This window comes from Acidisphaera sp. S103 (assembly GCF_009765975.1).
In the GTDB taxonomy this organism is placed as follows: Bacteria; Pseudomonadota; Alphaproteobacteria; order Acetobacterales; family Acetobacteraceae; genus Rhodopila.
Map to the genome: position 1 here is coordinate 34,930 of NZ_LMUJ01000095.1, position 6,433 is coordinate 41,362.

Genomic DNA, 6,433 nt, shown 5'->3' on the forward strand with positions numbered 1-6,433 from the left:
GGGTCAGCCCCGACGTGGTGGCATCGTAGCCCAGCAGCGACTGGGCGAGCTGCGGCAGAAGCTGCGTGGTGCTGATCAGCAGGAAACCAACCAGGAACATCAGTCCGCAGCAGATGGCGAAGCCACGATGCCCCAGCAGGCGGATATCCACCACAGGCTGCGGATGCCAAAGTTCCCACACGACCAGGCTCAGCAGGCTGCCGCCGCTGATCAAGCCCAAGGTCAGGATGAAATTGGAAGAAAACCCGTCATCCAGCTCATACCGGTCCAGAAGGATCTGCAGGCAGCCGAAGCCCAGGACGACGAACATCAGCCCGATCACGTCGACGTTCAGGCCTTTCGCCAGCAGGTCGCGCCGCTCCTGCTTCAGGACCTCCGGCTCGACCACCAGCCAGCCGACCAGGGTCAGCGACAGTAGCCCCACCGGCAGGTTGATCAGGAAAACCCAGTGCCAAGACAGGTTGTCGGTCAGCCATCCGCCCAGCACCGGGCCGATCGCCGGAGCGCTGACGACCGTCAGGCCATACAGCGCGAAGGACTGGGCCCGCTTTTCCGGCGGAAATGTGTCGGCGAACATCGATTGTTCCGTGGGTGCCATACCGCCGCCGCCGATGCCTTGCAGAACTCGGGCGATCAGCATCATGCTCAGCGAGGTGGACATCGCGCACAGCAGGGAACTGGCGGTGAACAGGGCGACGCAAATCATGTAGAAACGCTTGCGGCCGATGACGTTGGCCAGCCAGCCGCTGATCGGCAGCACCACGGCGTTGGACACCAGATAGCTGGTGAGGATCCAGGTCGATTCGTCCTGGTCCGCCGCCAGGCTGCCGGCGATGTGGCGCAGCGCGACGTTGGCGATGGTGGTGTCCAGCACCTCCATGAAGGTCGCGATCGAGACGACGACCGCGATCATCCACGGATTGTGGTGACCCGCCGCCGACCGGGGAAGCGGATTGGTCGCCAACCCGTCCGCCATGGCTAGCGCACCTTGACGCTGGGGGTGACCGACATGCCGGGTGCCAGCGGATAGTCCTTTACCCGGTTGTCGTCGAACACGATCTTCACCGGCAGGCGCTGCACGATCTTGACGTAGTTCCCGGTCGCGTTCTCGGACGGCAGGGTGCTGAACACAGTGCCGGTGCCGGCCTGGAAGCTGTCCACCTTGCCGTGGAACGTCACCGAGGGGACCGCATCGATCGAGATGTCTACGTCCTGGCCGGGACGGATGCCGGCGAGCTGGGTTTCCTTGAAGTTGGCGGTGACCCAGCGGTCGTCCTGAACCAGGGCGAACAGCGGCTGGCCCGCACTGACGTAGTTTCCGGCATCGACGCTGCGATGGGTCACGATCCCGGACACCGGCGCGACGATGGTGCAGTAGGACAGTTGCAGTTCGGCTGCCCTGGTGTTTGCGGCAGCCTGTTGCAGCGACGCCTGGGCTGCCAGCACCTGCGCCTGCGCGGCGCTGACCTGGGCCTTGGCACCGTCCACGGTTTGCCGGTTGGCCTCCAGCTTGGCTTGGGAAGAGTGGAATGTCGCCGTCGCCGCGTCGATCTGCTGGCGGGTCACGGCATGCGGGTTGATCGCGTGGAAGCGGTCGTAATCCTGCTGCGCCTGGACCAGATCGGCCTGTGCCACCTGGACGTTGGCAGTGGCCTGATCGACGCTGGCCTGCTGCACCACCACCTGGGCCTGCGCCTGGCGGACCGTCGCCTCGGCACTGGCCTGCTGCGCCTTCGCCTGGTCCAGCTTCGCCTGGTAGTCGCGCGGATCGATCAGCACCAGGGTCTGGCCGGCGGTGACATGCTGGTTGTCGCTGAACAGCAGCCTGGTCACCTGCCCGGGCACGCGAGGGGCCATCTGGGTGGAATAGGCATCGATGAAGGCGTCGTCGGTGCTTTCGTAATGCCTCGCGTTCAACCAGTACAAAGTGCCGCCGATGATCAGGGCAACCAGCACGATCGCACCGACGGCGAACCCCAGGACGCGCTTCCAGCCACCGCCGGACTTTCCCGGCGGGCGGTCGGCAGGAGATGACTGGCCGGCATGGGTCTGCTCCGTGTCCGCAGTCATGTCGTCCATCGGCAATGCTCCACGATCGGGTGATTGACGGTCAGCCATATTGACCGAACGGTTCGGTCATCTAAATAGCACACGTAGGCGGCTGGCACAGGTTGTCAATACGGCCGGCGCGCGGGATGGTTCGCCGCATGGACATCAACGTGACGTTAAGCCCGGAAAAGCGGGCGCAAATCTTGGTCGGCGCTGCCGCAGTATTCGCCGCCGACGGGTACGAGGGCGCGAGCATGGCGCGGATCGCCTCGGTCGCCGGCGTCTCCAAGGGGACATTGTATAATTATTTCGACAGCAAGGCTGCCTTGTTCACAGCCTATGTGGGCGAGAAATGCGACCAGTTCCTGGCGCAGACATTCGACATCGCCAACCATGACGACGATCCGGCCGAGGTGCTGCGGGGCATCGGCACGCGCATGGTGCGCATGATGCTGTCCGATGTCGGGCTGGCGATCTATCGCGTGGTGATCGCCGAGGCGGCGAAGTTCCCCGAACTCGCCCGCGGCTTCTTCGAGGCTGGACCCGCTCGGGCCATCGGATTCATGGCCGAATGGCTGGCGGAGGAAACCCGGCAGGGCCGGCTGGCGGTGCCCGACCCGGTCTTCGCCGCGGAGCAGTTCTTCAACCTGTGCCAAACGCGGCTGGTGCTTCGCCGCAAGCTGGAGATGCTGCCCGATCCACCGGACAGCGATATCGATACGGTGATCCAGGCCTCCATCACCATGTTCTTGCGGAGCTATCGGGCAGAGTCTCCTGTCTGAATACAGTAGTGTTAAGCCGCACGAATTGATTTTATCTAGTTTGAACCGCAATCAAAGAGTCGTTGTAACGGTCGCGGCGCTGAGGCTAAATGACGGGACTAGGGATTTGGAGTGACGATGAGGACGAAATTAGCCCAGGTTTCGGCCTTGAACCGGGTGCCGGCCTGCCTTATCAGGCGTGGTAATGTCCCGAGGCACCGGCGCCCGACCCCAGATCGATACTTGATCGCGACAATCGCCGGCCGGAATTCCACCGTCCGGCCATGACCCGTCCGTCGCAATTCGTTCATCCGTCACGGCCCGCCCTCGCGCGGGCCGCGTTCTGAGAGAGTGTCAGCCATGTCGGACTTATCGGAAAAACCGGCGGTGCATGCATCTGTCGATACAGGCATCCGGAATTTCGCCACGCCATTCCGGCAGACCGCCGACACGCCGTTGGAAGTCGCGATCAGCCGCTATGCCGAGCAGTCCGACAGTTCGCCGCGTGGCCGCCGGCTGTCACCCCACCTGCGGCGGTTGGAAGCCGAGTCCATCGAAATCATGCGGGAGGTGGTGGCGCAATTCCGCAATCCGGTCTTCCTGTATTCGATCGGAAAAGACTCGACCACAATGCTGCATCTCGCTCGAAAGGCGTTCTATCCGGCTCCCCCGCCCTTTCCGTTCCTGCATATCGCGACGACGTGGGATTTCCACGAGATGATCATCTACCGCGACATCCTCGCGGCGAAGCTTGGCATCGAACTGCGTGTGCATACGAACGAGGACGGACTGCGCCGCGGCATCAACCCGATTGCATCCGGTCCGACCGTGCATGCGCAGGTGATGAGCACCGAGGGGCTGAAGCAGGCGCTCGACAAATGGCAATTCGATGCCGCGTTCGGTGGTGCTCGGCGCGACGAAGAGAAAAGCCGAGCAAAGGAAAGGATTTTTTCGTTTCGGACATCGCAACATACGTGGGATCCGCGCAACCAGCGGCCGGAATTGTGGAACATCTACAACACGCGTGTCGCGCGCGGTGAGTCGATCCGGGTGTTTCCGATCTCCAACTGGACCGAAACGGATATCTGGTCGTACATCGCCGCCGAGGAAATCCCGGTGGTTCCACTGTATTTTTCGAAAGTCCGCCCGATCGTGCGGCGCCAGGGCGGGCTGCTTCTGGTGGATGACGAACGGCTGCGGCTGAACGACGGCGAAGTCCCGGAAATGATGCGGGTGCGCTTCCGCACCCTGGGCTGCTATCCGCTGACCGCGGGCATGGAATCATCGGCACGAAACGTCGATGAAATCGTTGCAGAGATGCTGGCGTCGCGTAAGTCGGAGCGTCAGGGGCGGCTGATCGACCATGACGAAAGCGCATCCATGGAACGCAAGAAGCGGGAGGGATATTTCTGATGGCCGACCTGCCCTCCACCCTGGATCAAATCCTTCAACCCACTGGCCAGGAAAAGGAACTGTTGCGGTTCCTGACCTGCGGGTCGGTCGATGACGGCAAGTCATCGCTGATCGGCCGGCTATTGTATGATTCGAAACTGATTTTCGAGGATCAGTTGTCCGCCGTGGAGCGCGACAGCCGCAAGCACGGCACCGTCGGCGATGAGGTCGATCTGGCGCTGCTGGTGGACGGGCTCGAGGCGGAGCGGGAACAGGGTATCACCATCGACGTTGCGTATCGCTATTTCACCACGCCGCGCCGTGCCTTTATTGTCGCCGACACCCCGGGCCATGAGCAATATACTCGCAACATGGCGACAGGGGCCTCGACGGCGGATCTGGCCATCATCCTGGTGGACGCGCGCAAGGGTGTTCTTACTCAAACAAAACGTCACAGCTACATCTGTTCGATGCTTGGCATTCGATCGATCGTCCTTGCCGTCAACAAGATGGACCTGGTCGATTTCGCCGGCGACCGGTTCTACCAGATCGTGTCCGACTATGTCGGTTTCGCGAAAACCCTGGGTTTCGCGACGATCAGCCCCATCCCACTGTCCGCCCGCTACGGCGACAACGTCACAGTCCGTTCGGAGCGCACCCCATGGTATGACGGCCCGACGCTGATACAGCAGTTGGAAACCGCAGACGTCGCCAGCGATCTGTCCAGCCGGCCGCTACGTTTTCCGGTGCAATGGGTGAACCGTCCCAATCTCGACTTCCGCGGTTTTTCCGGCACGGTCGCATCCGGTACCGTGAAGGTCGGGGATGACGTGGTGGTCGCCGCCACCGGCGCGACGGCCAAAATCGCGCGTGTCGTCACCTTTGACGGCGATCGTGACCGTGCGCTGCCCGGCGACGCGGTGACCCTGATCCTTGGGAGCGAAATCGACGTCACCCGAGGCGATCTACTCACCCATCCCGATGCGCGCCCGGAATGCGTGGATCAGCTTGCGGCCCATATCCTGTGGATGAGCCAGGATGAAATGCTGCCCGGCCGGTCCTACCTCATGCGGGTCGGCACCGCCGAAACGCCGGCAAGCATTACGACGCTGCGGCACAAGATCGATGTCAATACGCTGGAGCACAGTTCCGGACGAACCCTGGCCCTGAATGAAATCGGCCTGTGCAATATCTCCACCACGCATCCGATCGCGTTCGATCCTTACAGTGAGAACCGCCGCACCGGCGCTTTCGTGCTGATCGATCGCACGACCAATGCGACCGCAGGCGCCGGCATGATCTCCTTTGGCCTGCGCCGAGCGACCAACATTCATCGGCAGCATCATGCCGTGGACAAAGCCGCTCGGGCGGCGCTGAGTCACCAGAAGCCCCGCATCGTGTGGTTCACCGGTCTGTCCGGGTCGGGGAAATCGACCATCGCCGATCTGGTCGAAAAATCCCTGCATGCGCGGGGCATGTACACCATGCTTCTGGATGGCGATAACCTGCGGCATGGCTTGAATCGCGACCTGGGCTTCACCGAGGCCGACCGCGTTGAAAACATCCGGCGTGTCGGGGAAGTGGCCAAGCTATTTGTCGAGGCTGGGCTTTTGGTGATCTGCTGTTTCATCTCGCCGTTCGAATCCGAACGCGCGATGGTCCGCGCCCTGGTTGAACCGGATGAATTCGTTGAGGTCTTCGTCGACGTGCCGATCGAAGAGTGCATCAAGCGTGATCCCAAAGGTCTTTATAAAAAGGCGCTGGCGGGCGAGTTGCAGAATTTCACCGGTATCAACAGTCCCTATCAGGCGCCCACCGAATCTGAAGTGATAATCGATGGAGTCGCCCAATCGGCCGATCGGGCTGCCGAACAAATCGTCACCTGGCTGTTGGCGCACTAACGGAAGGCAACCCGCGGCCGAAGCAGGGGAAGACGTTTCCGGGTCGTATCGCTGTAGTCAGCGCCTATGCCGCGATCTGCATACCCCGGACCGAAGTGCCGCCCCGACGGTAGAGTGCGGCCAGCACTCGTTCATAATACCAGCGGCCGTTGATGTTGACCCATCGGCCTCGTCTTGGGCCAGCGAAGTCCGGGCCTCTGGCCCAGCACCTTACTGGGGTGGATGGCCCGGACTGACTGACGCCGGGCCATGACGAGTTAAGAGATGCCGGGCCATGACGAATCAGCAGTCGGCCTCAACGGCGGTTAGTATAATACTTCATGTCGTCTT

At 62.1% G+C, this 6,433-nt stretch carries 5 protein-coding genes; 3 read left to right on the plus strand and 2 right to left on the minus strand.

Annotated elements, in window-relative coordinates; genetic code table 11:
* Both GSQ89_RS31475 and GSQ89_RS31480 read right to left on the minus strand, forming a co-directional pair.
* Window positions 1-976 (minus strand): DHA2 family efflux MFS transporter permease subunit (locus tag GSQ89_RS31475; RefSeq protein WP_158932069.1); only part of this gene is annotated, 976 nt, incomplete at its 3' end.
* 2 nt (window positions 977-978) lie between these two features.
* The gene (locus GSQ89_RS31480) at window positions 979-2,079 is read right to left on the minus strand and encodes an HlyD family secretion protein (RefSeq protein WP_158932070.1); all 1,101 of its coding nucleotides are present in this window, start codon (window positions 2,077-2,079) and stop codon (window positions 979-981) included.
* A 128-nt stretch (window positions 2,080-2,207) separates the two neighbouring features.
* On the opposite strand from GSQ89_RS31480, the gene GSQ89_RS31485 reads away from it, so the two are divergent.
* From GSQ89_RS31485 to cysN, 3 genes are all read left to right on the plus strand, one after another.
* Window positions 2,208-2,831, plus strand: a complete 624-nt coding sequence (locus GSQ89_RS31485; protein ID WP_254073452.1) for a TetR/AcrR family transcriptional regulator — start codon at window positions 2,208-2,210, stop codon at window positions 2,829-2,831.
* A gap of 339 nt (window positions 2,832-3,170) precedes the next feature.
* Window positions 3,171-4,223, plus strand: a complete 1,053-nt coding sequence (gene cysD / locus GSQ89_RS31490; protein WP_158932072.1) for a sulfate adenylyltransferase subunit CysD — start codon at window positions 3,171-3,173, stop codon at window positions 4,221-4,223.
* Entirely contained in the window at window positions 4,223-6,103 is a 1,881-nt protein-coding gene (gene cysN, locus GSQ89_RS31495; RefSeq protein ID WP_158932073.1) for a sulfate adenylyltransferase subunit CysN, read from the plus strand. Before cysD ends, cysN begins: the two co-directional genes overlap by 1 nt.
* The last annotated feature ends 330 nt before the right edge of the window (window positions 6,104-6,433 follow it).

Coding starts and splice junctions, on each gene's coding strand:
- GSQ89_RS31480 (WP_158932070.1), bottom strand. CDS start 2,079: ATGGACGACATGACTGCGGACACGGAGCAGACCCATGCCGGCCAGTCA.
- GSQ89_RS31485 (WP_254073452.1), top strand. CDS start 2,208: ATGGACATCAACGTGACGTTAAGCCCGGAAAAGCGGGCGCAAATCTTG.
- cysD (WP_158932072.1), top strand. CDS start 3,171: ATGTCGGACTTATCGGAAAAACCGGCGGTGCATGCATCTGTCGATACA.
- cysN (WP_158932073.1), top strand. CDS start 4,223: ATGGCCGACCTGCCCTCCACCCTGGATCAAATCCTTCAACCCACTGGC.